A 25,809-nucleotide genomic window follows, 5' to 3' on the forward strand; every position below is an offset into this window, starting at 1 on the left:
ATTAATACTATTATTTAATAATTTACAGATAATTTTAATTCTTTTTTCAATTGAGATATTAATACGTCATTCTGTTTAAATTTGCTTTCAAATAAGCTAAAACTACGCCATAATTTGTAATTGGTAAATTATTCTCTATAGCTTGATTTATCCTGTTCAACATATTTGACCTAGACATCATACAACCACCACACTGTATTATCATAGAAAATCCAGATAAGTCATCAGGTATTGTTTTACCATGCGAAAATTCAAATTTTATATCCTTATCCAATTTTTCTCTAATAAGTTTGGGAATAAGCACTGTGCCTATATCCTCGTGTGAACTAGTGTGTACACAAGATTCTGCTATTAGAATTTTATCTCCATCTTTCAATGACTCTAAATATTTGCAAGCTTCTACAAACTTATCTATATCTCCTTTTTGTCTAGAGAATAATATAGAAAAGCTAGTTAGTTTAATACTAGGTTCTAAAATCTGATTTACATAGTCAAATACTTTCGAGTCAGTAATTACAAGATCTACATTTTTTAATTCTTTTAATCCCTCTTCTAATTCACTTTCTCTTACTACCAAAGATTTTAGTCCCATATCTAAACACTCTCTTAAAACTTGAACCTGAGGAAGTATCAATCTTCCCTTTGGTGCCTCACTATCAATAGGAGTTACCAATACAACAGTATCTCCCTCCTTTGCTATACCATCCAACAAAGGTCTGTCTTCTTCAAGATTTTTAAGTGTTTTTGATATTTTCAAAAAAAGCTCTTCAATTTTCCCTCTATTAATATTATCTTTTTCAATTAATATTAGTCTCTCTTCAAACTTTTTAAATAAGTTTTTATTAATAACATTATTTTGATTTACCCTAGATTCTTGACTGTTTTTTGCTTCTAAGTTGTTTTGTATTATTTCTCGTTCTCGTAAATTTTCTAGACAATCTTTATTAATTTTATTTACTACCAATAAAAACTCTTTTCTATCTGACTTATATTTTTTATATAAGTTTTCTAGCTGATTAAATATATTCTCTTTGTGCTCTTGGTAATTGAGTACATGAATTATCAAGTCAGAAGTTCTAATTTCTTCATTTGTCTTTTTAACCCTCAATTTTCCCAATTCACCTATATCATCTACACCTGCGGTATCTACAATTTTTACTGGTCCAAAACCAATTATTTCTGCTGCTGCCCATACTGGATCTGTTGTAGTACCAGCTGTATCTGATACAATTGATTTATTTTGTCCTATTAGGGCATTAAAAATACTAGATTTTCCAACGTTTCTATTGCCTACTAATATTATAGACTTCCTATTTGCAATGGGTGTATTTATCACTTTTACCTCCAATTAGCAAATTAGATATATAAATCTCTTTCGCCATTTTTCAATTTATCTATATTATCTAAAGTAAATTTCTTTATATCATCTCTATCTATTGATTCTGCTTGTTTCTTTATAAATACTTCAGTTCTTTTAATGAAATCTTCATCGCCATAATCTACAGCATATTCCATCAAAGTAGTTAGAGCATTTGGTTTGCACATATGATGTATCTTTTCTGATTTGGCTATATTCATAAATTTTTCACCAGTTCTACCTGTTCTGTAGCATGCTGTACAATAACTTGGTATATAGTCTTTGCTCATTAAGTCTTCTATAACTTGCTGAGGTGTTCTTTCATCTGCCATCTTGAATTGGCTAACATTTTCTCCATTCATTGATTCTTGATATCCACCAACACCAGTACATGATCCTGCACTCACCTGAGAAATACCATATTCTAATAATTCTTTTCTCATATTTTCATCTTCTCTTGTAGATAAAATCATACCTGTATATGGCACTGCTATACGAATAATGGCTACAATTTTCTTAAACATATCATCATCTACTAAATGCGGAAATTTTTCTAATGTCACGCCTTCAGCTGGACGGAGTCTTGGTACTGAAATTGTATGAAAACCAACCCCATATTTTTCTTCTAGGTGCTGATTATGAAGCATCAAACTTAACACTTCAAATTTAGGATTTGCAAGTCCAAATAATACACCTGCTCCAACATCATCAATTCCACCTTCCATAGCTCTATCAAAAGCTGTAGTATGATAATCATAGTCTCCTTTTATACAGTTTGGATGCATTTTTTTATAAACATCTTCATCATATGTTTCTTCAAATAATATATAAGTACCTATTTGTGCTTCTTTTAACTTCTGATAGTTTTCCACAGTTGTAGCAGCTATATTTACATTTATTCTCCTGATAACACCATTCTTTTCATAGGTATCATAGATTGTCTTTATTGCTTCTAACACATATTCTATCGGACAATTTTCTGGATCTTCACCCGCTTCAAGTGCTAGTCTTTTATGTCCCATTGCCTCCAATATTTCTACTTCTTTTCTGATTTCATCCATAGTTAATCTACGTCTGTTGAACCTATTAGCACATTTATATCCACAGTATACACAGTTATTTACACAGTAATCACTAATATATAAAGGTGCAAATAATACTACCCTATTACCATAGACATCACGCTTTATTTTTCCTGCAACTTCAAACAGTCTTTTTGTTTGCTCAGGATCAGATATTTCTAGTAAAGCTGCTATTTCAGAATGTTCTAATCCCTTTTTATCTCCAGCTTTTTCTAAAATCCTGTCTATTTCATTTCTTGTAGTGTTTTTTGCACCTTCTAATAAAGATAGTACATATTGTTTGTCTATCTTCATATTCTTTTCAAATCTTTTCCTATTCATTTTTAGTCCACCTTTCAAATCAGATATTTTCTTTTTTGTCAGAATATATTTATGTTTAATTTTAATTAAACTCCTCACACATTTTACTATCACCTCTGGACATATTACAAATATAACCATAAGATTCAAGTTCTTTTTTAATTGAATTCAGTGCTTCAGCCGATTCGCTACCACTGCTTTTTTTGTTATTATATAATGAATAACTTCCCCTTTTATTCACAGGAGTAAGATTTGGCATTATAACATTTGCACCTACATCAAGTCCCTTTTTTCTTCCATTTTCATCAATACTTGCTAAAGCTGTAGTGGCTGGTAAAAGTACTTTGGGTAATAATAGTCTAATTAATGAAAGAAGTAATACCGTCGTATCTATATCTCCTGGCTTACAGTCTCTCATATTAGTGTCCTTATGGGGAATAAAAGGTCCCATGCCAACCATTTCTGGTTGCAAATTTTTTATAAATCTAAGATCTTTTACATAATCTGAATTAGTATAATTTGGAAGTCCAACCATAAATCCAGCTCCTGTTTGAAATCCTATTTTTTTTAAATTATTTAGACATTCAACTCTAGTTCTTGATTCAGATAATGGATGGAGTTCCCTATACTTATCAGGATTTGCTGTCTCATGTCTAAGCAAATATCTATCTGCACCACTTTTTTTAAGCTTTTTATAACTTTCAAAGCTTTTTTCACCTATAGATATAGTAACTGCACAGCCTGGTATTTTTTCTTTTATAGTTTTTATAATATCTGTCATTATTTCATCGGTAAAGTATACATCCTCTCCCCCTTGTAATACAAAAGTAGAAAATCCAAGTTCTTTACCCATCTTACAGGTCTCAATAATTTCTTCTTTATCTAATCTATATCTATTAGCTTTTTTGTTAAAGGCGTTAATCCCACAATAATTGCATTCTCGTTTACAATAGTTTGTAAACTCTATTAAACCTCTTAGATATACATTCTTACCATAGTACCTATTTCTTGTTTCATAAGATTTACTAAATAAATACTCTTTCTCTTTTTCATTTATATTATCTAAAATAAAAAGCAAGTCTTCATCTGGCAAATCATGCTCTATATATAATTTATTTATTAAATCATATATTTTATTTTTATTATCCGTCATATTATCTTACTTCCTTCTTTGAAATGGCGGTTTTAACTGTTATATTTTTTATACTTCCTAGCTTACCAGTTAGACTATTTATTTGATTCATATTGGCTACTACTGTAATACTGACTACAGCAATATTTTCTTCATGAAATGGAAGGCCCATACGCCCCTTTACAATCTCATGAAAATCTGCGACTATTTTATTAAATATAGCTTGGTTTTTTATAGGCTCTTCTATAATAGCACTAATTACAGCAACTCTTTTTTCCATACATAATTCCTCCACTACAACACAATATCATGTGAAATAGGTGTATAAAATACCTCTTTGACCTTTTTAATATCCTTGTATTGAGCTGTAATCCACATCAATTTGCACACTGTGGACTCAATAGTCATATTATAATTCTCTAGTATTCCAAAGTTAGATTTTATTACATTCCCTACTTCATATACTTCTATATTGCTTCCTTCATGTGGAACAGAAGTTGAAAATACAATAATTTTGCCACTATCTATCAATTTTTTTACCTTTTTAGCAAGTGTGTTTTTCCCGTCATAGTCAGGTAATCCTCCGACTCCAAAACCTTCAATAATTATTACATCAGATTTTTCACCAATAAAGTCAAAAATTTCTGGATGAATACCTGGTACTAATTTTATTATATTAACATCAGTATTTAGCTTATCATAAAAGATTACATTATTATTAATCTCTTCCTCAATATAATAGACTACTTTATCGTTAAATATTATAGCTATAATAGGATAGTCAACACTATCAAAAGCGTTATAACTATGTGTTCTAGTCTTTCTAGCCCTAGTACCTAATATAACCTTTGAATCAAATACTATCTTTACACCATTTGCTTTATCATCACAGGCATATATAAAAGCATCTTTCAAATTTTTTCTGGCATCTGTGTCTTGAAGATATATAGATTTTTGTGATCCTGTCATCACAATTGGTTTAGTTGAATTTTGAATTAAATATGATAATGCAGAGGCAGAGTAAGCTAAAGTATCTGTACCATGAGTAATTACAAAACCATCATATTTTTCATAATTTTCTCTAACACACTCAACTATTTGTATCCACCTATTTGGACTCATATGGCTACTATCTATATTCATTAACTGTACGGTTGTAACCTCACAAAATTCTGCAATTTGTGGAACATGTCTCAATATTTCTTCGCTTGTAATACTTGGCATCAAACCAAATTCTGTAGGTTTTGAAGCAATAGTTCCACCAGTAGCAATTAGCAATATATTTTTTCTTATAACAATCACCCCACTATATTATTAAATAAGCACTCTATATTATAGCAAATAATCAACTATAAAAAAAGAGTACCATTATATAATATAGATTTAGTTTTTTATTTAATATATATATTGCAATACTAAAAATTACAATATCAAATAAGATTTAAAAATAAAAAAAGACATTTTTTCGTCATGTCTAGGACTAGTGAATGTATATTTAAAAATACAATTTTGATTTCCTCAACCTACTTTTCTACTCGGAGGAATTAGTCTATATTTAGCATTCCTAAGATATTTATCCCTTATTATCACATTTTTCTTTATTAGATTTATCAAACTTATACAACCTCTATAATTCGGCAAATGTGCATGTGTATCTAAGTCTTTATTAATAACAACATATCCATAAGATTTTTTTACAATCTGCATTTTATACAAGATAAACACTCCTTTACAAATAAGTGGCTAATGCCTATACATTTAATAATTCTATGTTTACTATATTTTCATGCGCATGGTTTCTATTTTTGATATATCATTTATTTTATTTTACTAATGCTACTAAGCATATGCAAGAAAATCACTGTTAAATTTAATAATTAACTTAACCCTGCTTTAATATTATTTAATATATTATTTTTTTAAATATTTATAACATTTTATCAAGCTTTTACTTGCTTTATCTATATTACTTCACTATACTGTATCTAATAATATAATATTAGGAGGAATATAATGAAACAGTATATAGTAGATGCATTTACTGATAAGATTTTTAAAGGTAACCCTGCTGCAGTTTGTATATTAAACAAATGGATTTCTGATGAGTTAATGATGAATATCACAAAAGAAAATAATCTTTCGGAAACAGCATTTGCTGTCAAGGAATCAGAAAAATATCACTTACGTTGGTTTACACCTGGGGGCGAAATTGATTTATGTGGACATGCCACTTTAGCAAGCGCTTATGTGATACTAAATTATTATGAGAAGAACACTGATAGTGTTACTTTTACAACTCTTAGTGGTGATCTTCAAGTAAACAAAAACAATGATTTGTATACTCTTGTATTTCCTAAATATGAAATGAAAAAAATAGAAGTTACAAATCAGATGGAAAAAGCTTTTGGTAATAAACCGATAGAAGCATACATAGGTAGAGATTTAGTATGTGTTTTTGATAATGAAGATAAGGTAATTAATTTTGAACCCATACAATCGGAACTTGAAAAATTACCTGGATTATTACAGCACTCTACATCAAAATCAAAAATGTATGATTGTATTTCTCGATCTTTTGCACCCAAATGCAATGTAACTGAAGATCCTGTATGCGGTTCAGGACATTGTCATATTATACCCATATGGGCAGAGAAGTTAGAAAAAAATGAATTAATAGCTTTTCAAGCCTCAAATAGAACGGGTATTCTTTATTGCAAATTAGATGATGATAAAGTCGTAATGAGTGGAAATGCTACTCTATACTCTATTTCAGAGCTACAAATAAAATAAAAAGGGTTAAAAACCCTTTTTATTTTAGAATAAGCACTATTGAAATAAATCTATCATTTTCTTACTACTTTTTCCTAGAATCCTTTATATTTGCATTATATTCTATATAATATCTCACCTATAAGCCAATGTAAACTTTGATTGGTTTTACTAGTGAGCAATTTTACATATAACTTTTTTAACTTTTAAAATTTCTATGCCAAATTCAATATTTATATTAATAAGTAAATCCTGAATTTTCACTTGATATAACTTCAAAAATTTTTTCAAAAAATTTCATTTTTTTGTTTAATATATCTAGTTAGGGATATATATATAACTAATTAGATATATTGTTTAAGGAGTTAGTTTATGAAAGATTTAGATTTGAGTATATTTATAGGAATGAGTAGAACCATCAATTACATAAATAGAGAATCAGACAAGATATTTTACAAATATGATTTGACTAGAGGACAGTTTGCTGTATTAGAAGTTCTATACAATAAAGGTCCACTTACTATAGGATGTGTGCAAGATTTAGTACTTACCACAGGTGGAAATATACCTGTTATAATTAGTAATCTAGAAAAAAAAGGATATCTTACTAGATGTAGAGATAAAAGTGATAGAAGAAAATATATACTTACTATTACGGAGTCTGGAAAAAAATTGATGTACAAAGTATTTCCTGAAAATAAAAACTCAATTAAATCTATAATGAATTCTCTATCAGAAAAAGATAAATTAAATTTATTAGAAATATTACAATCATTTAGGAGGGATATTAGTGAAAAGACAAAGTAGACAGGCAGTAAAAGGATTTAGAACACAGGATGGTGCAGGTGTTAGCCTAGTTAGAGTTTTAGGAAATCAAACTATTGATGAATTTGATCCATTTTTGATGTTGGATAGTTTTGATAGCACTGATTACCACGACTATATAAAAGGTTTCCCTATGCATCCACATAGAGGTATTGAAACTGTTACATATCTTTCAAAAGGTGGTATGCTACATAGAGACACAATGGGAAATAAAGGACAAATAAAAGATGGTGGCGTTCAATGGATGACAGCGGGTTCTGGTTTATTACATGAAGAAATGCCACTTGAAAGTGATTTAATGCAAGGTATACAATTGTGGTTAAATCTTCCAAAAAAAGATAAAATGACACAACCTTCTTATTATGATATTCCAAAAGAAAGCATACCCGTTGTAGAAATTGAAGGCGGTGAACTTAGAGTTATCGCAGGTAAATATAATGATATTGAAGGGCATCAAGGCTTATATCTTCCGCTCACTTTCTATGCTATTAACTTAGAAAATGGTAGTAAGTTCACTATACCAACAAAAGAAAATGATTCCGCTTTTGTATTCTTACTAAAGGGTAATGCCAAAATAGCTGGTAAGGAGTTTGAAGAAAAAACTGCTGTATCAACATCAAAAGGTGACGAATTAGACATAGAAGTTAATGAAGACAATACTGAAATATTATTCTTATCGGCACCAAGGCTAGATGAACCAGTTGCGTGGGGCGGACCAGTAGTAATGAATACTGATCAAGAATTAAATAAAGCTTTTGATGAATTAAGAAATGGTACTTTTATTAAGGAAAAATCTCAAAAAATAAGAGATTAGCTAAATACAATAAATTATATTGTTAATTATTATTTTAAAAAGGAGAAATTAAAATGGATAGATTTGAATCAATGAAGAAGAGAAGAACATATTACGATATTAATGATAATGTTAGTATAGAAGCAGAAAAAATAATAAAGACAATTGAAAAAGCTGTAGAGCTTACTCCAGATGCTTTCAATATGCAGAGTTCTAGAGCTGTCATAGTTTTGGATAAAGAACAAAAGAGATTATGGGATGTAATTGAAAATTCGTTTAATGGTATGGTTCCAGCTGAAAAAATAGAATCATTTAGAAAAGGATATGGAACCGTTCTATACTTTATAGATGAGCCAACAGTAGAAGCTCTACAAAAGCAATTTGAATTATATGCTGATAATTTCCCTATCTGGGCTCAACAGGCTAATGGTATGGCACAATATAATGTTTGGGTTGCTCTTAGAGAATTAGATTTAGGTGCAAGTCTACAGCACTATAATCCAGTAATTGACGCAGATGTTAAGAAAGAATTCAATATTCCTGAAACTTGGAAATTAGTAGCTCAAATGCCATTTGGTGCTATAGGAAGCGAACCTGATGACAAGGAATTGATGCCAATAGCCGAAAGAGTTATAGTAAAAAAATAGTAAAAAATTAATTGCTATTTAATAAAACTAAAATAATTATACCAACTGTGATTTAACACATATATTATTAAATTATTAAAAAGGACCGCTAGTCGGTTCTTTTTTGTTATAATTGATATAAGTAAAATATAAATTAATAGGAGGTATTTTTTATGAATCAAAATAATAATACGTACTTAAGATATGCATACTATGCCGTTTTTTCTTATTCTATAATAATCGGTTTTTCTTTCCTATTTCTTAAAACCGCACTAAAATTTGGAAATCCATTATACCTTCTATCTCATAGATTTTTGTTGTCATTTTTATTTTTATGCCTTATTAATAAATTAGGTATAATCAAAATTAATCTACAAAAAAAAGATTATATAAAAATTCTGCCTCTTTCTTTATTTTATCCACTGTTATTTTTTGCATTCCAGCAATTTTCACTTATTTATATAACTTCTTCATTAGGTGGTATAATACTTGCTACTAGCCCTATATTTACTATGATACTAGCAAGCATATTCCTAAAAGAAAAATCTACTATAATTCAAAAATTTTCAATATGCCTTTCAGTTATTGGTGTTATATATATATCTATAAAATCTGGTATCAGCCTAGGATCAGGTCTAGAATTTGGAATTTTTCTAATGCTTATTGCAACTATTGCTCTATCCATTTATAATATTTTATTAAAAAAATATCTGAATCAGTATGATATAATTTCAATAGTTTTTGCAATCGCTCTATCAGCTTTTCTAAGCTTTGCAATAATTGCCTTGGTAGAAATTTTTAAAAGTGGTGATTTTAAAAACTATTTTTTACCTTTTACAAATAAATATTATTTATTTTCAATATTATATTTGGGAATTTTATCCACATCATTAACATCTATTTTAACAACTTTTTCATTATCTAGAATCAAAGCTTCACAGGTTTCAGTGTTCTCTAATCTATCTACTTTGATTACCATACTGGCAGGTATAATTTTCTTACATGAAAATTTTTACTATTTTCATATTATAGGAAGTATTTTGATTATATTAGGTGTTATTGGCGCTAATATAGGCAAAAAGAAATAGTGTACCCATACAATATTTATAATTAATCATTATAATTGTATTTGTCTTTATTATATAATATATTATTATTATAATTACTTATATACGGAGGTAAAAATGAAAGCGAATAATAATAAAAATAAATTCACAACTAGGGATTTAGTTATGTGTGGTGTATTGATGGCTCTTACAACTGTTATGACAATAGTTGTTCAAATACCAGTGGTCGGATCAAGTGGATATGTAAATATGGGTGATAGTGTTGTTTTGTTTACTGCCCTATATCTTGGCAGAAAGCATGGTGCAGCTGTTGGTGGACTTGGATCTGCCCTTGCAGATATAATATCTGGATATGCTGTTTATGCTCCTTTGACTTTCATAACTAAAGGATTAGAAGGATATATTTGTGGCTTAATATCACAAAAAATATCTGGAACAAAAGGAAATATTTTAGGTACTCTTGCTGGGGGTATAATAATGGTAAGTGGATATTTTATAGGTGAAATATTCATGTTTGGAATGAAGGCTTCAATGGCTGCCATTGGACCAAACGCTATTCAAGCGACATTTGGTATTATAAGTGCCTTGATAATATATGCAGGAGTTAAAAAAGCCATTAAGAATTAATAATTTCTTAGGAGGTAAATAATGGAAAATAAAAATTTTATACGTGAAGAAAACAGAGTATATTTAAATGATGATAATGGTAATATGATTGCTGAGATTGATTTTCCCTTAGAAGGAGAAAATCTAGTAAATATTAACCATACATATGTATCTTCTGTTCTTAGAGGCAAAGGAGTTGCTGGACAATTAATGGAAAATGCAGTAGATATAATAGAAAAAAATGGCTGGAATGCAAAGACAAGCTGTAGTTATGCACAGTCTTGGAGAGATAAACATCCAGAAAAGAAGGATTTATTTGTTTAACAATCTAAATCTTTAAAGCTATTTATTTTTTTAAATCAATATTAAATAAAAAAACTATAGTTATGGACAAGTCATTTACTATAGTTTTTTTATTATTAGGAAAATCTTATAATACATTTGAAAACATAATATTTATCATTATTTTTTCATTAAAATACTTTCTATTAGCTCTTGCATTTCATTCAAAACACTTCCGCCTTTTATAACCTCAAACTTAATTCTATTCTTATCCAACTTAGATATTTCATTTTTTAAACTATCTAAATTTCCATTATAGTCTTTTGAAAATTCAAGTTCCTTGCTAATATAATCGTGAAATGCTTGTATTGAATTCAAATTATTGAAGTTTATAGTTATTTTTCTCATTTATTATACATACCCTCCATAAATCACATAACTAAAATATACTTTCCTTCTATCTATAATAAAAATATTATAGTCACTATTACAAGTAGAATCTCTATATTGATTTTAACATTAAATCACTAATAATAGTTGAAAAAATATAAAGTTTTTAGAAAAATAAGTTTAAAAAATGAAGTCGTTTAGGAAAACGACTTCATTTTTTTGTTTTATCTATTAAAGCTAATTTTATTATGTTTTTACTTTAATACATGAATTCATTATTGATTAAGCACTAACATCATAATTTTATTACTTCTATTTATATATTCATTTAGTTGATCAGGATTCAATTCTCTATTTGATAGAATTGCCAAATCTGCAATCTGAGAACAAATTAAATCAACTTTTTCTTTATTAGATGGATCTTTACTCATATCTAATAATTTTACTATTACTGGAGATTTTCTATTAACAAGTAAACTCTGCTTTTCTTCAAAGTCCATACCAGCCATACCCATAGCTTGGAACTGTTCTTTCATCTGAGCCATTCTAATACTATCTTCATCTACAGTGACCATAGCTGTCATATTTTTGTCCTTAAAACTTTCTACCTTATAATCTGAAAGTTTTTCACCCAAAACATTTTTAAATATCTCTACTATTTCTTGGTCAATTTCTGAATTTTCTTCTTCTGTGCTTGACATTATCTTAGAAATATCTGAATCTATTCTTGCAAATTTTAACATATTTTCTAAATTATTTTCTTCTGTATTTTCTATACCATTATTTGACATAGATTCCTTATATTCTATCAATCCCATAAACGGTGTATCAAGTGTATTATCCATTACTATAGCATTTAGTCCATTAGTTTTAAATTGCTTTATATATTGTGCTTGCTGATTAATATCTGTTGTATAATAAACAGTATTTTCATAGTTATTTTCTTTTGCATCCTTTAGATACTCTGATAATGTAATATGTTTAGAGTCAATATCTTTATATAGTATTACTTCTTTAATTTTGTCATAGAATGATTCATCCTTCAAGCATCCATACTTTATAAACATATGGATATCATCCCAGAATCCCTCGAAGACTTCTCTTTCATTCTTAAACAATGATTTTAACTTATCTGCTACTTTCTTCACTATATGCTTAGAGATTTTACTTACATCTTTATCATTTTGAAGGAAAGATCTAGACACATTTAGTGGTAAATCAGGACAATCTATCACACCCTTTAATAATAATAAAAATTCTGGTATTACTTCTTTGATATTATCTGCAACAAATACCTGATTATTAAATAATTTTACCTGTCCTTCCACTAGTTCATATTCATTTTTTAATTTAGGGAAGTATAAGATTCCCTTCAAGTTAAATGGAAAATCCACATTTAAATGTATCCAAAATAGTGGATCTTCATAAGTCTTAAATACTTCTCTATAAAAATTCTTGTAATCTTCATCGCTACAATCTTTTGGAGATTTCATCCACAATGGCTGAGTATTGTTTATAGCTTTAACTTCTTCTATTTCATCTTTATCTGAATTATTATTTTCTTGACTAGTAACTTCAGAGTCTGATTCACTCATATCAATGCTATTATCCTGAACATTTTCTAAGAATATTTCTACTGGTAAGAAATAACAATATTTATTTAATATCTCTCTTAATTTATATTCATATAAAAATTCATCACTATCTTCCGCTATAGTCAAAGTTATTTTTGTACCATGCTCTATTCTATCACCTTGTGATAGTTCAAATTCCATACCATCTTCTGATTCCCATTTCACTGGCTCAGAACCTTCTTCAAATGATAGGGAGTCAATCTGAACTTTTTCTGCTACCATGAAAGCTGAATAAAATCCCAGACCAAAGTGACCTATTATATCATTTGATTCATCCATTTTATCCTTGTATTTATTTACAAAATCTTCTGCCCCAGAAAATGCTACTTGATTTATATATTTCTTTATTTCTTCAGCAGTCATACCTATACCATTATCCTCAAATGATATAGTTCTTTTATCTCTATCCACAGCTACTATTACCTTATATTTATCTTCAAGATTTGCCTGTCCCATAGAAGCCAATCTTTTATGCTTTGCTATTGCATCACAAGCATTACTTACCAATTCTCTTACAAAAATATCTTTATCTGAATAAAGCCATTTTTTAATTATTGGAAATATGTTTTCGGAATGTATTGATACTTTACCTTTTTCTAAACTCATATATTAAATCCTCCATAAAATATTATTTTATATAAATAATTTTAACACTTTTTATTATCACTGTCAATTGTTGAGTGCTAAGTTGCTAATATGCAATTTTTGTAGCTTTTAATTTTTATCTTTATTCCTTAATTTTTTATTGGGTTTCTTAAAAAAATCTTATGAAGTCTAAAGCTTTTATTAATTATAGGAATTATTATAACCTTTGTCGTTTTCTTATGGTATAATTTCTATTATACTCAAATACAATGATAATAAGGAAATATACTATGAAATTACCAAAGAAAATTTTCAATATTAAAATATTTACGATACTTGCTTTGACTATAGTTTCTTTACAACTAATATTGCTAAAAACTGGATATTTTAGCAATGATGCAGATAATAAAGAATATGCAGAAATACAACATCCACTAGAAGACAAAAAAACTATTAAAGATGGAGTTGTTGTAGATAACAAAAAAGATAAAAAAGATATCACCGAGAAGGTTTTTGAAAAAAACACAAAAAAACAAAAAAAAATTTCAAAGAAAAATAAAGACAATTACTATACAATTGGTGATATGGTTCAAGTTCCAAATAGGCTAAAACCTGTAAAAATACAGGCACCACCTAAAGGTATGGATATTGACAACATTGATCTTACTCCTGATTATATAAATAATAATGGACTTAATGAACCTTTCAAAGATTATGTAGTATTTTATCCTCAGCATCAAGATGATGAAGTTCTTTGGGCAGGTAGTGTGATCAGAGATGCTATTAACAGAAGAGGTGCTAGCCATGTATTTATTGCACTAGTGTCATCTGGTACTGGTCATAAGATGTTTAAAACTGAACAATTCAAAGGTATGAGCGACATAGAAAAAGCAGAATATAGAAATAGAGAATTTATTTCATCATGTCTTAGTCTAGGAATACCAAAAGAAAATATTATATTTATTTACAAAAAAAGAGATGATTGGAAGACAGATTTTAACTTAGAGAAAGAATTTGCTATTGAAATGGAAAACAAATATAAAAGTGTAACTCACTTCACTCATTCATACAAATATGATGATCATTTTATGCATAGAGCCAATGGTGAAACTTTATATAAATTATGGCAAAATGGACAAATAAAAGATCTTAGATTCTATCTAAAACCATTTTTAGTCAAGTATGTGGATGCCAGTACTAATACTTTAAATATATATTCAGCTTCTTCAAAAACTGATTATGATATGATAAGGCGTGCCTGTCAGGCTTATAAGTATACAAACGTTGAGAAAAGAAGGGCTGGAATAGGTTATAAGACGGATGGTCTAAGTTTTAACTCTTTAGTATATGATAAAAATGAAAAGTCCTATGTAATTATACAGTCTAATAAGACAAAAGGATAAAATAAATAATATTATTTATAAATATTATATATAAACAAAGAAGCGAAGGTAAAATACCTTCGCTTCTTTGTTTATAAATAATATTTATTATTTAGATAAGTTGTAGAATGACTTCAACTGATCATATTTTGAAGATTCTCCTACTATTTCTTCTATTCTTAATAACTGATTATACTTAGCTACTCTATCAGTTCTTGATGGAGCACCAGTCTTTATTTGTCCAGCATTTACCGCTACAGCTATATCAGCTATTGTAGTATCTTCAGTTTCACCTGATCTATGAGATATTACTGCAGTATATCCTGCTCTCTTAGCCATTTCTATAGCATCTAGAGTTTCAGTTAAAGTACCTATTTGGTTAACTTTAATCAATATTGAATTTGCTATACCTTCTTCAATGCCTCTTTCAAGTCTTTCAGTATTTGTAACAAATAAGTCATCTCCTACCAACTGTATTTTCTTACCTAATCTTTCAGTAAGTGACTTCCATCCATCCCAGTCTTCTTCATTAAGACCATCTTCTATAGTTATAATTGGAAACTCTGATACCCAGCCTTCAAATAAGTCTATCATTTCTTTTGAAGTAAGAGTCTTTCCTTCACCCTTTAATTCATACTTTCCGTCTTTATACATTTCAGATGCTGCAACATCCATTCCTAGCATTATGTCCTTACCTGGCTCTAGTCCAGCTCCCTTAATAGCTTCTACTATTAATTCTAGTGCTTCTCTATTTGAGTCAAGGTTTGGAGCAAAACCACCTTCGTCGCCTACACCACAAGCTAGTCCTTTTTCTGCTAAAACTTTCTTTAATGAATGAAATACTTCAGCACCCATTCTAAGACCTTCAGCAAAAGATTCAGCTCCAACTGGTAATATCATAAACTCCTGAACATCTACATTGTTGTCAGCATGTTCACCACCGTTTAATATATTCATCATTGGTACAGGTAGTTGCTTAGCGTTAACTCCACCTATATACTGGAATAATGGTAACCCTAGTTCGTCAGCTGCTGCTCTAGCTACTGCCAAAGAAACACCTAAGATAGCATTTGCACCTAACTTACCTTTATTAGGAGTTCCATCTAATTCTATCATTAGATTATCTATTCCTGGTTGATCAAAAGCATCTAAGCCTTCTACTTCTGGAGCTATTATATCATTTACATTATCTACAGCTTTCTGTACTCCCTTTCCAAGGTATCTGCCCTTGTCTCCGTCTCTAAGTTCAACAGCTTCAAAAGCACCTGTAGAAGCTCCTGATGGAACAATCGCTCTACCCATTGCTCCACTTTCTAGTGCTACTTCAACCTCAACTGTTGGATTACCTCTTGAATCTAAAACTTCTCTTGCATATACTAATTCTATAACTGACATATATATCTCCTCTCGTCATAAAAATTTATCGTCCCACTGGGATATTTTTTTATAATTTATAAATATTATAACACAAAGCCTTAAAAGTAAAATTAATTATTCTTTAAATTTGTGTAATTTATCTTATGTAAAATAACAAGTTTATTGTAATTAAAATTTATCTTATCCTACTATTAATGAGTGACCAGCCATTTCGACTGGTTTTTCCATCTTCATCATTGAAAGTACTGTAGGAGCTAAGTCACAAAGTCTTCCATTTTCTAATAGTTCTTTACCTACAAATTCTTCACCTACTACTAAGATTGGCACTGGATTTGTAGAATGAGATGTGACTGGTCTACCATTATCATAATCTATCATATACTCGGCATTACCATGATCAGCAGTAATTATACCACTTCCTCCTATAGATAAGATTTTTTCAAATAGTTTTCCTACACATTCATCTACAGTTCTAATAGCTTTTTCTGTTGCTTCTACATTTCCCGTATGACCTACCATATCAGGATTAGCAAAATTCACAGCAATAAAGTCATATTTATCTTCATCTATAGCCTTTAATAATTTTTCCAACAATTCATATGCTGACATTTCTGGCTGTAAATCATAAGTTGCAACCTTTGGAGATGGAATTAATAGTCTATCTTCATTTTTATATGGTTCTTCTTTACCACCATTAAAGAAAAATGTAACATGCGCATATTTTTCAGTTTCTGCTGCTCTTAACTGATTTTTACCATTATTAGAAAGGTATTCACCTAATGTATTTTCAATATCCTGTGGACCAAAGGCAACAGAAACTTCTTCAATAGTCACGTCATACGTAGTCATACAAACAAATACACTTTCCATATTTGTTCTTATAAATCCATCAAAATTCTTATCAACTATAGATCTTGTAATTTCCCTTGCTCTATCTGGTCTAAAATTAAAAAATATTACTGAATCATTTTCTTCTATTTTACCTATAGCTTCATCATTTTCAACCATAACTGTAGGTTCAATAAATTCATCATTTATACCCTTCTTGTAAGACTCTTCTACACAAGATAGAGCAGATTCAGCATGATTACCTTCTCCTTTTACAAGAGCATTGTATGCTTGTTCAACTCTATCCCATCTCTTATCTCTATCCATTGCATAGTATCTGCCACATACACTGGCAAATTTACCTACACCTATTCTATTCATATATGATTGCATATCTTTGACAAAGTCAATTGCACTTTGTGGATCTGTATCTCTTCCATCAGTAAATGCATGGACAAATACCTGTTCTACACTCTCTCTTTTTGCCATATCAAGTACGGCTTTTAAGTGATTTATATGTGAGTGAACTCCCCCATCTGACAACAATCCCATTATATGTAATTTATTATGTCTAGCATTTTTCATCGCATGCTTTAATTCTATATTTTCGAAGAACTCTCCATCTTCTATCGCTTTACTAATTCTAGTCAAATCTTGGTATATTATTCTACCGGCACCTATATTTGTATGACCAACTTCTGAATTTCCCATTTGTCCCTCTGGTAAACCAACATCCAATCCACTTGCAAATATATGCGTGTGTGGATATTTATCAGTCAATGCATCAAGATTAGGTGTGCCAGCACTAACTATAGCATTCCCTACTATATTATCTGTACAACCAAAACCATCCATTATAGTTAAAACTACTGGCTTTTTCATAATACACTTCCTTTTCATTTACTTTTTAAATTACTAAAAAACATTTTAATAATTTATTACACTTCATAATCAACTATTAAACATATCACTTAAAATATAATCTAGTGTATTAAAATTTTAATAATCCTAGGTAATCATCTGCCTTTAATGATGCTCCACCTACTAGAGCTCCATCTATATCTGACATTGACATTATCTCTGCTACGTTAGCTGGCTTCACTGATCCTCCATATTGGATTCTAACTTCTTGAGAAATATCACCAAACATATCTTTTACTACATTTCTTATATATGCTATTACTTCATTAGCTTGTTCAGAAGTTGCAGTCTTACCTGTTCCTATAGCCCAAATTGGTTCATATGCAATTACTACCTTAGCAATATTTTCCTTAGAAACACCTGACAATCCCTTTTCAATTTGAACTTTTACCTTTTCCATAGTTTTGTTTGCTTCTCTTTCTTCAAGAGTTTCACCACAGCAAAGTATTGGATTAATTCCTACTTCAATAGCCTTTAAAACTTTTTTGTTGCAAGTCTCATCAGTTTCACTATAGTATTCTCTTCTTTCAGAGTGTCCTATTATTACGTAGTCCATTCCTATTTCCACTAGATTTGCTGGTGCGACTTCACCAGTAAATGCACCTGATTCTTCATAATGCATATTCTGTGCACCAATTTTTATATTTGTTCCATTTGTAGCTTCTTTTAAATCTTTCAATAATGTGAAAGGAGCACATATTAATACTTCAACATCTCCTTCAGTTTTTCCTTTTATTGCTTCTATAAATTCAAGACCTTCTTTAATAGTCTTATTCATTTTCCAGTTACCTGCTATTATAGGTTTTCTCATAATTATCTCCTAATCTTTTATTTATTGTCTAACGCTGCTATACCAGGAAGTTCCTTACCTTCTAAAAATTCTAGTGATGCACCACCACCTGTTGATATATGGCTCATTTTTTCACCGAATCCCATTTGATTCACAGCTGCTGCTGAATCACCACCACCTATTATTGTAGTAGCTTCAGTATATGCCATGGCATCTGCAATTGCCTTTGTGCCTTTAGCAAAGTTTTCAAATTCAAACACACCCATAGGTCCATTCCATACTATAGTCTTTGATTCCTTTACAGCTTCTTTAAATAGTTCTATAGTCTTTGGCCCTATATCAAGACCCATTGAATCTGCTGGTACATCTCTATCTTCTGAAATATGAGGTGTAGCTTCTTCAGCAAACTTATCGGCATAAGTTACATCTATAGGTAGCAATAATTTAACTCCCTTTTCTTCTGCCTTTTTCATCATTTTCTTAGCATAGTCAATCTTATCTTCTTCTAATAAGGATGTTCCTATTTCATAACCCATAGCTTTTATAAATGTATAAGCCATTCCACCACCTATTATTAAAGTATCAACTTTTTCTAATAGATTGTTGATTACGCCTAACTTATCACTTACTTTAGCTCCACCAAGTATTGCAAGGAATGGTCTCTTTGGATCTTCAACTGCTGAACCTAAAAATTCTAGTTCTTTTTGAATTAAATATCCGCACACTCTTTCCTGCATAAACTGACCTGCTCCTACTGTTGAGCAATGTGCCCTATGAGCTGTACCAAATGCATCATTTACGAATATTTCTCCCAATAAAGCCAATTCTTTTGAGAAATTTTCTTCATTTTTAGTCTCTTCTATTCTATATCTAGTATTTTCTATTAATACTATATCTGAATTGCTCATTTTTTCTACTGCAGCTTTTGCATTTTCTCCAACCACATTATCATCGGCTGCAAATACTACTTCTTTACCTAGTAATTCACTTAATCTCTTAGCTACCGGTGCTAGTGATAGTTCAGGCTTTGCTTCTCCCTTTGGCTTACCAAGGTGTGAGCACAATATTACTTTTGCTTCATTTTCTACTAAATACTTAATTGTTGGAAGCGCTCCTATTAGTCTATTTTCATCTGTGATTTTGCCATCTTTTAGTGGAACGTTGAAATCGCATCTTACTAAACACTTCTTACCTTTTACATTAATGTCTTCAATAGATTTTTTATTAAGCATTGTCATACATTTTTCTCCTTTATAAAATATATATTAAATTTATTTTTGATATTTTTATTAAAAAGACTATATTCGTTAAATTTTTCTTATTGTAATATAATATAAAATATAAATTCAGTCTTTTTTAGCCATTATTCCATTAATATTATATCATATATATGATTATTTATTAAATAATATAGGATAAAATATAAATATAAAATCATTTATAAAAAAATCCGAGATACTAGTACCTCGGATCCTTGACCTTGGAGGTCTAAAATCTTTATTAAAAATTATCTATTGACTACTTAATCTTACTTCCTAGTAAAGCAAGTGTTCTTACTAACTGAGAAGTATAAGACATTTCGTTATCATACCATGCAACTACTTTAACTAACTGGTTTCCATTTACATCCATTACCTTAGTTAAGGTAGAATCAAATAATGAACCATAGCTCATACCAACTATATCACTTGATACTATTTCATCTTCAGTATAACCAAATGATTCATTAGTAGCTTTTTTCATTGCTGTATTTATTTCTTCAACACTTGTATTTTTTTCTAATACTGCAACTAATTCAGTTATTGATCCAGTAGATACTGGAACTCTCTGAGCTGCTCCATCTAATTTACCCTTTAATTCTGGAATTACAAGACCGATTGCCTTAGCTGCTCCTGTTGTATTTGGTATAATATTTTCAGCTGCTGCTCTAGCTCTTCTGAAATCACCCTTACGATGAGGACCATCTAATGTATTCTGATCATTTGTATACGCATGTATTGTTGTCATTATACCTTCAACTATACCAAATTCATCATTTAAAACTTTAGCCATTGGAGCTAAACAATTAGTAGTACAAGAAGCTCCTGACACGATTTTTTCACTACCATCAATTATGTCAGAGTTTACATTGTATACTACTGTCTTTAAATCACCTGTTGCTGGTGCAGAAATAAGAACTTTTTTTGCTCCTGCCTTAATATGAGCTTCTGCCTTTTCCTTAGCTGTAAATAAGCCAGTACATTCAAGAACTACATCTATAGCTAGTTCTTTCCATGGTAAATTTTCAGGATTCATTTCAGATATTATTAATATTTTCTTTCCATTTACTACGAAAGATCCATCTTCAACCCTTACTTCTCCATTAAATCTTCCCTGTGAAGTATCATATTTTAATAGGTGAGCTAACATTTGAGCATCTGTTAAATCATTAATTGCTACTATGTCAAATTCTTCAGGCTTTTCTGCCATTTTTCTTAATGCCAATCTACCTATTCTACCAAATCCATTAATTGCTACTTTAATCATACGATTACCTCCAAATTTTGTTTACTTTAGTTGTTACCAAGTATAATCACTATATTTTTATTAATTATTACCTATTCTTTCAAGAATTTCTCTTGCACTCACTTCATCTGTTATTAAAGAATAATTGTTGCTTACTTTATTAAATGAAATAAACGCATCTATTTTATCCTTACCTGAAAAAACTACTACTGCATCTTTTGTAGTCTTATAAATATCCAAGTCAATACCAACTGTATTTAACTTCATAACTACATTTCCATCAATATCAAAATAATATCCAAATGCTTCACTAACAGCACCCTTATCAATAAGTTTTTTGATATCTTCTTCTTTCATTCCTCTACGCCTTGCCATTACGTCAGCTCTTCCAAAACTTATAAATACTTTATCTGCTTTTTTCAAGTCTATTAAAGTATTTTTTATATCTGGTATCTCTATCAAAGCTTCTTTAGCTTTTCCTTCTAGCTGGTCCGGTATATATAAATACTCTACTTGTGAACCTAAATTCTTTGCCAATAAGGCAGCTATACTATTTGCTTGAATATCTAAATCTTTGCCAACACTACCTCTTGTAGGTAAAATTGTCACTTTAGAGTAAGATTTTTCCACATGTACTGATTTTGCAATCTGTCTCATTGTGGTTCCACCCGCTATAGCAATCTTATCATTTGGCTTTATCTTCTTTGATAGATAATCCGAAGCTGATTTTGCTACTCCCCTGACAATTTCGTCATCTTTTTCATTTATATTTTTTGATATAACCACATTTTTAATGCCCAAGATACGCTTTAATTGTTGTTCTAATTCTGTAATTCCAAGAATCTCACTCATTATTAAATCTAATTTTTCAAGGACATCTCTACCCTCTTCAGTTATTGTCATTCCAGAAACTGAAATATCTACTAAATTTTGGCTTTTTAAGAAATCTACCTCTGTTCTAGTAGCTCTCTCGCTTAAGTCCAATATACTGGATAGCATTCTTCTTCCTATAGGCTCGCTTACTGATATTTGTCTAAGAATTGCATATCTTTTTTCCATCAATTCAATAGCCTGAGGTATTATTTTTCTTTGTATTTCTATCAAATTATCCATTACTACCTCCTTGACATTGGTTATATATTGTCCCGTATGTTTATTATGTGTCCCACATACTTATTATATACACATTAAATAAAAAAATCAATCAAATCTTATTATTTTTTATATATATTTTTATATAAATTTTTATATAATAAAAAAAGTACAGATATTATTATACCTGTACTATACATAACTATAAAATTTTCTTTCGCTTTGAAGAACTCAAAAAACCCAATTCTTCTCTATATTTTGCTATCGTTCTTCTTGCTACATCATAACCTTTTTCTTTTAATATATCTTCTATTTTTTTATCACTTAGTGGTCTTGTCTTGTCTTCACTATCTATTATTGATTTTATTTCATCTTTAACAGTCTTTGAAGAAATAACTTCTCCATCATTAGTTTCGTATGAATTTGAAAAAAATGTCTTTAATTCAAATAATCCTTTTGATGTCAGCATATACTTATCGTTAATTCCCCTACTTACAGTAGATATGTGGCAACCGATTTTTTCTGATATATCATATTGAGTCATCGGTTTTAATTTACCTCCATGATCAAAAAAATCACTTTGCATTTCAATTATAGCATTAGATATGTTGACTACAGTTGAATTTCTTTCAGATATATCATTCATCAATTTCTTCGCTGAATTAAGCTTTTCTCTAATATAATTTTTTACTGATTCATCATCAGTATTCATAAACAACTCTTTATAATAATTATCTATACCTAAATGTATTTTCTTTTCATGATAAGGTTTAGCTACTGATTTACCATCTACCTTTTCGATAATTACATCTGGATAAGCATATACTATACTTGACTTTGAATATTGCTCAACTGGTTTTGGCTCCAAAGATTTTATTAGCATAATATATTCCTTAACTTTTTCTTTTTTTATCTTATAGTGTGCTGCTATTGTTGTTAAATTTGAATTTGCTATTAGATTTATGTCATCTTTTATAATATCTTCTAGAACCTTATCATAAATACCCATGCTTCTGAGTTGGATTATTAAACATTCTTGCAAAGACCTAGCACATATACCTGCAGGTTCTAGACTTTGAACTATCCTTATGCAAGCTTCTACATTATCTATGCCAACCTTCAATTTTTCTGATATCTCATATTCTTCTTCCCTCAAATAACCATCTTTATCTAAAGAATCTATCAAATAATGACAAATATACTTATGTTCATCAGATATTTTCATAATATTTATTTGACCATGAAGGCTATCATATAAGCTATCCTCATCACGTGTCATATTCTCAAAATCATATTCACTTGAGTCACTGTAGATAATATCATTTTTATCCATTCTCAAATTATTTTGCTCTTTTTTGAAATAATTCTCCCAATTTATTTCATCATTTTGTATCTCAACTTCTAATACGGGATTGGTCATAGACTCAGACTCAATCACATCTTCTAATTCCTGTCTTCCCATATTTAATATTTTTAAAGATTGAACTAACTTATTCGAAATATTTAATTTTAGACTTTGATTTTGCTCAAGTTTATTAAATAGTGACATTTAGTCCCTCCCTCATTATAATTCTAATATATTATATCATATTTATTTCACATGACTTAAATTCTTTTGTTTATTATTAACTATAACAATTTCTATCTTATGTCATTAGACAAAAAAAAGCAATGCAAAAATCAAATTTATTTTACATTGCTTTATATTTAAAATTTTAGTCTTATTCAACCTTTTTATATTTCATAAAGACCAATAATGATATTATGGCACTAACAATTAGTGGAAGATAAAAATTCGCAAATCTTGTGAGTAGCATAGCAGGTATTACCAATTTTTTTCCAAATAAAGCACTGAACATCTGTAAGAAAACCGATTCAGTAGCCCCTACCGCTCCTGGAATTGGTAAAGATGATACAGCAATGTTTAATATAGCCTGTGTAGATATCACTTCTGTAAGTGTATGACCATGCATCTTAAATCCAATAAAAATAACAAATGGAATTGCAAATTGTGACACCACCTGCACGAAAGTAAGTAATGATACCTTTATTATTACCAATGGGTTTTCTTTCATATACTTAGCTCCCCTACTATATTCTTTTAAAGATTTTTCCATTTTTTTTGTCCACTTTTCTTTGTTTTTCAAAATATTTATCTTAAATAGAAATAGAGCAAATAAATTAATAAATTTGTATACAATTTTAGGGTTAAATATCATAAGAAATATTCCCAAAAGTATAGCTGTATTTGAAATAAATCCATATACCAATAGCAACTTTAATCCTGTGTACAGATTTACATCAAAATTTGTTTTCACAAAAATACCAAATATTCCTAGTATTACTATTATTAGTTGATGTGCAAAAAGTAAAACCATCAAACTTAGAGATGATGATGTTATTGAAATTCCATGTCTTTTCATAAAATATACTTGAGCTGGCTGACCTCCTGATGCAGAAGGTGTGATACCACTAAAATAGAATCCTACAAAACCATACCCCAGACAAGATAATAGGCTAGCTTTTTGTTTTAAGGCTCTCATAGTAATCCAAATATTTATACCTTCACATGCTATATAAAACAACATTAATACAACTGCCAATACTATAAAGCTTGGATGTATACTTGTTATCGCTGCCATTATGCTATCTATAGACTCATCTTTTAAAACATACGCCATAGTTACACCAATAAAAACTATAATAAAAAGTATACCAAATATTTGTTTTTTTCTACTTTGTAATCCATCCATCAATAGTTCACCTCATCAATTATAAAGCTATATCCTAATTCCTGTAACTTTGGAATTGTAATGTCCAGTGCATTTATAGTTCGTTCTGGAGCTCCCACAGATCCACCTGAATTTTCACCTGCATCATGCAAACATATTATACTGTGCTCCTTTACTCTATCAAGCAATTTTTTTGATATTGTCTCTACTGTTTCGTTCTGACTCCAATCTTCTGCCATTACATTCCAAAATATCAAATCCATATTATATTTTCTAGCAAAATAATTTGTAAATATATTAGAATGACCCCATGGAGGTCTGTATAATATTTTTTCCTTTTGAAATTTTCTTATTATTTTATAAGAATTTTCAAAGTCTTTTTTTGTATAAAAGTATGAGTAAAGCATTGCATTTTTATGTTGCCAAGAATGCAGTCCAATCTTGTGTCCTTTTTCTAATATCAATCTAACTACGTCTTCATTATTGTTCATATTTTCAGCTACCATAAAGAAAATCGCCTTTATACCATACCTATCAAGTACTTCTAAAAGCGAAAAAATATATCTTTTATCTGGTCCATCATCAAATGTTAACATTATGGTTCCTGGACTTTGTGTTTGTTTTTTTACTTTTGTATTGAAAATCTTATTGTAATATGTAGGTATGATTGAATGAATTAAAAATATTAAAACTAATATTGTTATTATAATTACAATATATTTAATCATTTAAAA

Annotated in this window: 25 protein-coding genes; 8 read left to right on the forward strand and 17 right to left on the reverse strand. The window is 29.5% G+C overall.

Annotated elements, in window-relative coordinates; translation table 11 throughout:
* Positions 1-58: 58 nt before the first annotated feature.
* From O0R46_RS07465 to O0R46_RS07490, 6 genes are all read right to left on the reverse strand, one after another.
* Complete coding sequence (locus tag O0R46_RS07465) at positions 59-1,336, reverse strand: GTPase (RefSeq protein WP_269311110.1); 1,278 nt, start codon at positions 1,334-1,336, stop codon at positions 59-61.
* A 20-nt stretch (positions 1,337-1,356) separates the two neighbouring features.
* Complete coding sequence (hydG, locus tag O0R46_RS07470) at positions 1,357-2,760, reverse strand: [FeFe] hydrogenase H-cluster radical SAM maturase HydG (RefSeq protein WP_331275579.1); 1,404 nt, start codon at positions 2,758-2,760, stop codon at positions 1,357-1,359.
* A 61-nt stretch (positions 2,761-2,821) separates the two neighbouring features.
* A complete protein-coding gene (hydE, locus tag O0R46_RS07475) occupies positions 2,822-3,892 on the reverse strand; it encodes a [FeFe] hydrogenase H-cluster radical SAM maturase HydE (RefSeq protein WP_331275580.1) in 1,071 nt (356 codons plus the stop codon).
* Position 3,893: 1 nt separating this feature from the next.
* Complete coding sequence (locus O0R46_RS07480; protein ID WP_269311111.1) at positions 3,894-4,151, reverse strand: TM1266 family iron-only hydrogenase system putative regulator; 258 nt, start codon at positions 4,149-4,151, stop codon at positions 3,894-3,896.
* A gap of 14 nt (positions 4,152-4,165) precedes the next feature.
* On the reverse strand, positions 4,166-5,173 hold the full coding sequence (locus O0R46_RS07485) for an asparaginase (RefSeq protein WP_269311112.1): 1,008 nt from the start codon (positions 5,171-5,173) through the stop codon (positions 4,166-4,168).
* Positions 5,174-5,389: 216 nt separating this feature from the next.
* Complete coding sequence (locus O0R46_RS07490) at positions 5,390-5,587, reverse strand: hypothetical protein (RefSeq protein ID WP_269311113.1); 198 nt, start codon at positions 5,585-5,587, stop codon at positions 5,390-5,392.
* Positions 5,588-5,884: 297 nt separating this feature from the next.
* Here O0R46_RS07490 and O0R46_RS07495 point away from each other — a divergent pair, with 297 nt between their 5' ends.
* The 7 genes from O0R46_RS07495 to O0R46_RS07525 all read left to right on the forward strand — a co-directional run bounded on the left by O0R46_RS07495 (position 5,885) and on the right by O0R46_RS07525 (position 10,881).
* Positions 5,885-6,661 carry a PhzF family phenazine biosynthesis protein gene (locus tag O0R46_RS07495; protein WP_269311114.1) on the forward strand — a complete coding sequence of 259 codons (777 nt, stop codon included), beginning with the start codon at positions 5,885-5,887 and terminating at the stop codon, positions 6,659-6,661.
* A 351-nt stretch (positions 6,662-7,012) separates the two neighbouring features.
* Positions 7,013-7,447 (forward strand): MarR family winged helix-turn-helix transcriptional regulator, encoded by a 435-nt coding sequence (locus O0R46_RS07500; RefSeq protein WP_269311115.1) that lies wholly within the window; start codon positions 7,013-7,015, stop codon positions 7,445-7,447.
* On the forward strand, positions 7,431-8,279 hold the full coding sequence (locus O0R46_RS07505; RefSeq protein ID WP_269311116.1) for a pirin family protein: 849 nt from the start codon (positions 7,431-7,433) through the stop codon (positions 8,277-8,279). The genes O0R46_RS07500 and O0R46_RS07505 overlap by 17 nt, the downstream gene beginning before the upstream one ends.
* Positions 8,280-8,332: 53 nt before the next feature.
* Positions 8,333-8,905, forward strand: a complete 573-nt coding sequence (locus O0R46_RS07510) for a nitroreductase family protein (RefSeq protein WP_269311117.1) — start codon at positions 8,333-8,335, stop codon at positions 8,903-8,905.
* Positions 8,906-9,057: 152 nt separating this feature from the next.
* Positions 9,058-9,972: a DMT family transporter gene (locus O0R46_RS07515; protein ID WP_269311118.1), complete on the forward strand. Its 915-nt coding sequence runs from the start codon at positions 9,058-9,060 to the stop codon at positions 9,970-9,972.
* Between the two features lie 96 nt (positions 9,973-10,068).
* On the forward strand, positions 10,069-10,578 hold the full coding sequence (locus O0R46_RS07520) for an ECF transporter S component (protein WP_269311119.1): 510 nt from the start codon (positions 10,069-10,071) through the stop codon (positions 10,576-10,578).
* Positions 10,579-10,599: 21 nt separating this feature from the next.
* The gene (locus O0R46_RS07525; RefSeq protein WP_269311120.1) at positions 10,600-10,881 is read left to right on the forward strand and encodes a GNAT family N-acetyltransferase; all 282 of its coding nucleotides are present in this window, start codon (positions 10,600-10,602) and stop codon (positions 10,879-10,881) included.
* 138 nt (positions 10,882-11,019) lie between these two features.
* Here O0R46_RS07525 and O0R46_RS07530 read toward each other — a convergent pair whose 3' ends face one another.
* Together O0R46_RS07530 and htpG are read right to left on the reverse strand one after the other, a co-directional pair.
* Positions 11,020-11,247 (reverse strand): barstar family protein, encoded by a 228-nt coding sequence (locus O0R46_RS07530; RefSeq protein ID WP_269311121.1) that lies wholly within the window; start codon positions 11,245-11,247, stop codon positions 11,020-11,022.
* A 257-nt stretch (positions 11,248-11,504) separates the two neighbouring features.
* Positions 11,505-13,469 (reverse strand): molecular chaperone HtpG, encoded by a 1,965-nt coding sequence (htpG, locus tag O0R46_RS07535; protein WP_269311122.1) that lies wholly within the window; start codon positions 13,467-13,469, stop codon positions 11,505-11,507.
* Positions 13,470-13,738: 269 nt separating this feature from the next.
* On the opposite strand from htpG, the gene O0R46_RS07540 reads away from it, so the two are divergent.
* Positions 13,739-14,851, forward strand: a complete 1,113-nt coding sequence (locus O0R46_RS07540) for a PIG-L family deacetylase (RefSeq protein ID WP_269311123.1) — start codon at positions 13,739-13,741, stop codon at positions 14,849-14,851.
* Positions 14,852-14,938: 87 nt separating this feature from the next.
* Here the strand turns inward: O0R46_RS07540 and eno are convergent, their stop codons facing one another.
* The 9 genes from eno to O0R46_RS07585 all read right to left on the reverse strand — a co-directional run bounded on the left by eno (position 14,939) and on the right by O0R46_RS07585 (position 25,803).
* Positions 14,939-16,225, reverse strand: coding sequence for a phosphopyruvate hydratase (gene eno, locus O0R46_RS07545; protein WP_269311124.1), 1,287 nt, complete (start codon positions 16,223-16,225; stop codon positions 14,939-14,941).
* Positions 16,226-16,387: 162 nt separating this feature from the next.
* Positions 16,388-17,917, reverse strand: a complete 1,530-nt coding sequence (gpmI, locus tag O0R46_RS07550) for a 2,3-bisphosphoglycerate-independent phosphoglycerate mutase (RefSeq protein WP_331275581.1) — start codon at positions 17,915-17,917, stop codon at positions 16,388-16,390.
* A 109-nt stretch (positions 17,918-18,026) separates the two neighbouring features.
* Positions 18,027-18,767, reverse strand: a complete 741-nt coding sequence (tpiA, locus tag O0R46_RS07555; protein ID WP_269311126.1) for a triose-phosphate isomerase — start codon at positions 18,765-18,767, stop codon at positions 18,027-18,029.
* 17 nt (positions 18,768-18,784) lie between these two features.
* Positions 18,785-19,984, reverse strand: a complete 1,200-nt coding sequence (locus O0R46_RS07560) for a phosphoglycerate kinase (protein ID WP_269311127.1) — start codon at positions 19,982-19,984, stop codon at positions 18,785-18,787.
* 280 nt (positions 19,985-20,264) lie between these two features.
* Positions 20,265-21,272 (reverse strand): type I glyceraldehyde-3-phosphate dehydrogenase, encoded by a 1,008-nt coding sequence (gene gap, locus O0R46_RS07565; protein ID WP_269311128.1) that lies wholly within the window; start codon positions 21,270-21,272, stop codon positions 20,265-20,267.
* A gap of 60 nt (positions 21,273-21,332) precedes the next feature.
* Positions 21,333-22,364 carry a sugar-binding transcriptional regulator gene (locus O0R46_RS07570; protein ID WP_269311130.1) on the reverse strand — a complete coding sequence of 344 codons (1,032 nt, stop codon included), beginning with the start codon at positions 22,362-22,364 and terminating at the stop codon, positions 21,333-21,335.
* A gap of 181 nt (positions 22,365-22,545) precedes the next feature.
* Positions 22,546-23,892, reverse strand: coding sequence for an RNA polymerase factor sigma-54 (rpoN, locus tag O0R46_RS07575; protein WP_269311131.1), 1,347 nt, complete (start codon positions 23,890-23,892; stop codon positions 22,546-22,548).
* 172 nt (positions 23,893-24,064) lie between these two features.
* Positions 24,065-25,096: a lysylphosphatidylglycerol synthase transmembrane domain-containing protein gene (locus tag O0R46_RS07580; RefSeq protein ID WP_269311132.1), complete on the reverse strand. Its 1,032-nt coding sequence runs from the start codon at positions 25,094-25,096 to the stop codon at positions 24,065-24,067.
* Complete coding sequence (locus O0R46_RS07585; protein WP_269311133.1) at positions 25,096-25,803, reverse strand: polysaccharide deacetylase family protein; 708 nt, start codon at positions 25,801-25,803, stop codon at positions 25,096-25,098. Before O0R46_RS07585 ends, O0R46_RS07580 begins: the two co-directional genes overlap by 1 nt.
* Positions 25,804-25,809: the final 6 nt, after the last annotated feature.

The sequence above is a fragment of the Peptostreptococcus equinus genome, from assembly GCF_027125355.1.
GTDB classification, from domain to species: Bacteria; Bacillota; Clostridia; order Peptostreptococcales; family Peptostreptococcaceae; genus Peptostreptococcus; species Peptostreptococcus equinus.

What these genes read in the sequence shown, in the direction of transcription:
- eno (WP_269311124.1), bottom strand. Translation starts at nt 16,225, where the DNA reads ATGTCAGTTATAGAATTAGTATATGCAAGAGAAGTTTTAGATTCAAGA.
- O0R46_RS07520 (WP_269311119.1), top strand. Translation starts at nt 10,069, where the DNA reads ATGAAAGCGAATAATAATAAAAATAAATTCACAACTAGGGATTTAGTT.
- O0R46_RS07540 (WP_269311123.1), top strand. Translation starts at nt 13,739, where the DNA reads ATGAAATTACCAAAGAAAATTTTCAATATTAAAATATTTACGATACTT.
- O0R46_RS07580 (WP_269311132.1), bottom strand. Translation starts at nt 25,096, where the DNA reads ATGGATGGATTACAAAGTAGAAAAAAACAAATATTTGGTATACTTTTT.
- O0R46_RS07530 (WP_269311121.1), bottom strand. Translation starts at nt 11,247, where the DNA reads ATGAGAAAAATAACTATAAACTTCAATAATTTGAATTCAATACAAGCA.
- O0R46_RS07515 (WP_269311118.1), top strand. Translation starts at nt 9,058, where the DNA reads ATGAATCAAAATAATAATACGTACTTAAGATATGCATACTATGCCGTT.
- O0R46_RS07585 (WP_269311133.1), bottom strand. Translation starts at nt 25,803, where the DNA reads ATGATTAAATATATTGTAATTATAATAACAATATTAGTTTTAATATTT.
- hydG (WP_331275579.1), bottom strand. Translation starts at nt 2,760, where the DNA reads ATGAATAGGAAAAGATTTGAAAAGAATATGAAGATAGACAAACAATAT.
- hydE (WP_331275580.1), bottom strand. Translation starts at nt 3,892, where the DNA reads ATGACGGATAATAAAAATAAAATATATGATTTAATAAATAAATTATAT.
- htpG (WP_269311122.1), bottom strand. Translation starts at nt 13,469, where the DNA reads ATGAGTTTAGAAAAAGGTAAAGTATCAATACATTCCGAAAACATATTT.
- O0R46_RS07560 (WP_269311127.1), bottom strand. Translation starts at nt 19,984, where the DNA reads ATGACAATGCTTAATAAAAAATCTATTGAAGACATTAATGTAAAAGGT.
- O0R46_RS07500 (WP_269311115.1), top strand. Translation starts at nt 7,013, where the DNA reads ATGAAAGATTTAGATTTGAGTATATTTATAGGAATGAGTAGAACCATC.
- gap (WP_269311128.1), bottom strand. Translation starts at nt 21,272, where the DNA reads ATGATTAAAGTAGCAATTAATGGATTTGGTAGAATAGGTAGATTGGCA.
- tpiA (WP_269311126.1), bottom strand. Translation starts at nt 18,767, where the DNA reads ATGAGAAAACCTATAATAGCAGGTAACTGGAAAATGAATAAGACTATT.
- O0R46_RS07480 (WP_269311111.1), bottom strand. Translation starts at nt 4,151, where the DNA reads ATGGAAAAAAGAGTTGCTGTAATTAGTGCTATTATAGAAGAGCCTATA.
- O0R46_RS07510 (WP_269311117.1), top strand. Translation starts at nt 8,333, where the DNA reads ATGGATAGATTTGAATCAATGAAGAAGAGAAGAACATATTACGATATT.
- O0R46_RS07495 (WP_269311114.1), top strand. Translation starts at nt 5,885, where the DNA reads ATGAAACAGTATATAGTAGATGCATTTACTGATAAGATTTTTAAAGGT.
- rpoN (WP_269311131.1), bottom strand. Translation starts at nt 23,892, where the DNA reads ATGTCACTATTTAATAAACTTGAGCAAAATCAAAGTCTAAAATTAAAT.
- O0R46_RS07570 (WP_269311130.1), bottom strand. Translation starts at nt 22,364, where the DNA reads ATGGATAATTTGATAGAAATACAAAGAAAAATAATACCTCAGGCTATT.
- gpmI (WP_331275581.1), bottom strand. Translation starts at nt 17,917, where the DNA reads ATGAAAAAGCCAGTAGTTTTAACTATAATGGATGGTTTTGGTTGTACA.
- O0R46_RS07525 (WP_269311120.1), top strand. Translation starts at nt 10,600, where the DNA reads ATGGAAAATAAAAATTTTATACGTGAAGAAAACAGAGTATATTTAAAT.